This window comes from Herminiimonas sp., from assembly GCF_030645555.1.
Classification (GTDB): Bacteria; Pseudomonadota; Gammaproteobacteria; order Burkholderiales; family Burkholderiaceae_D; genus Oxalicibacterium.
On sequence record NZ_JAUSME010000113.1, the window covers coordinates 1 to 1,898 of the forward strand.

At 57.3% G+C, this 1,898-nt stretch carries 2 protein-coding genes; one reads left to right on the forward strand and one right to left on the reverse strand.

All coding sequences use genetic code 11. The features are described from left to right. The coding region (locus Q7T06_RS04530) for a vitamin B12 dependent-methionine synthase activation domain-containing protein (RefSeq protein ID WP_304780913.1) at positions 1-1,656 on the forward strand (1,656 nt) is incomplete at its 5' end. 118 nt (positions 1,657-1,774) lie between these two features. Here the strand turns inward: Q7T06_RS04530 and Q7T06_RS04535 are convergent. Continuing rightward, a partial coding sequence (locus tag Q7T06_RS04535; RefSeq protein WP_304780916.1) for a class II glutamine amidotransferase occupies positions 1,775-1,898 on the reverse strand: 124 nt, incomplete at its 5' end.

Here is a 1,898-nt window from a genome sequence, read left to right on the forward strand (position 1 = left end):
CATGTGATCGAAGGCCCGCTGATGGATGGCATGAACATCGTCGGCGACCTGTTCGGCCAGGGCAAGATGTTCTTGCCGCAGGTCGTCAAATCCGCGCGCGTGATGAAGCAGGCGGTCGCGCACCTGATCCCTTACATCGAAGAAGAAAAGCGCCTGCTGCAGGAACAGACCGGCATCGTCAGCAAGCCGAAAGGCAAGATCGTCATTGCGACAGTCAAGGGCGATGTGCATGACATCGGCAAGAACATCGTGTCGGTCGTCCTGCAATGCAACAACTTCGAAGTCGTGAACATGGGCGTGATGGTGCCGTGCTCGGAAATCCTGGCGCGCGCCAAGGCCGAGAACGCCGACATCATCGGCCTGTCCGGCTTGATCACGCCTTCGCTGGAAGAAATGGCTTACGTCGCAAAAGAGATGCAGCGCGATCCGTATTTCCGCGGCTTGAAAACGCCTTTGCTGATTGGTGGCGCCACCACCAGCCGCGCACATACGGCAGTCAAGATTGCACACAATTACGATGGCCCGGTAGTCTACGTGCCGGACGCCTCGCGCTCGGTCTCGGTGGCGCAATCGCTGCTAACGCCGGAGCAGCGCGACCAGTACATCGCCGATATCGCGACCGACTATGAGCGCATACGCGAGCAGCACGCGAACAAGAAAGCAGTGCCGATGCTGACGCTGGCGCAGGCGCGCGCCAACAAGATGAAGCTGGACTTCACCGGCAGGAATGCACCGCTCAAGCCGAAGTTCATCGGTCGCCGTGTCTTCAAGAATGTCGATCTGGCCACCATTGCACAATACATAGACTGGGGTCCGTTCTTCCAGACCTGGGATCTGGCCGGACCCTACCCTGCGATCCTGAAGGATGAAGTGGTCGGCGACGCTGCCACCAAGGTATTTGCCGAAGGCCAGGCCTTGCTGAAAAAAGTCATAGAAGGCCGCTGGTTGACTGCCAATGGTGTGATTGCCTTGCTGCCGGCGAACACCGTCAATGACGACGACATCGAAATCTATACCGATGAAACGCGCACCCAGGTCGCCTTCACTTACTACGGCTTGCGCCAGCAAACCGTCAAGCCGGTGATCGATGGCGTGGCACGACCTAACCAGTGTCTGGCCGATTTTATCGCGCCGAAATCATCCGGCATTGCCGATTACATAGGGCTGTTTGCGGTGACGAGTGGCCTGGGCATAGAGAAGTACGAAAAGCGCTTTGAAGATGCGCATGACGATTATTCATCGATCATGCTGAAGTCGCTGGCCGACAGGCTGGCCGAAGCCTTCGCCGAACATTTGCATGAGCGTGTACGCAAGGATTTGTGGGGTTATGCCGCCGATGAAGCCCTGAGCAATGAGGCGATGATCAAGGAAGAATACCGCGGCATACGTCCGGCGCCGGGCTACCCGGCGTGTCCGGAACATACGGTCAAGGCTGACATGTTCAAGACCTTGCAGGCGGAAGAAATCGGCATGATGCTGACCGAGTCATTTGCGATGTTCCCGGGCGCGGCAGTATCCGGCTTTTACTTTGCGCATCCGGAAGCGAAATACTTCGTGGTCGGCAAGGTCGGCGACGATCAAGTCGCGGATATGGCGACGCGACGCGGTGCTGCCAGGGAAGATGTCGAGCGCTGGCTGGCGCCGAATCTGTCCTGAGCCTGAATCTGTCCTTAGCCTGTTAGGTGCTCGCGTCACTGCGTCGCCAGGCTTCAATAAAAAAAGCTGCAGGATTTCCTGCAGCTTTTTTTATTCCCGGATCAGCAAAGCGGAATGTTCAGGGCAGCGGTAAGCCATCTATGAACACTTTCAATTCGCCGCTCTGGAAAGGTGTCCACGTTTCATTCGTCGTCAGCGGTTCGGTGACGATGATGGCGACGCGGTCATTCGGCGTCGTCACT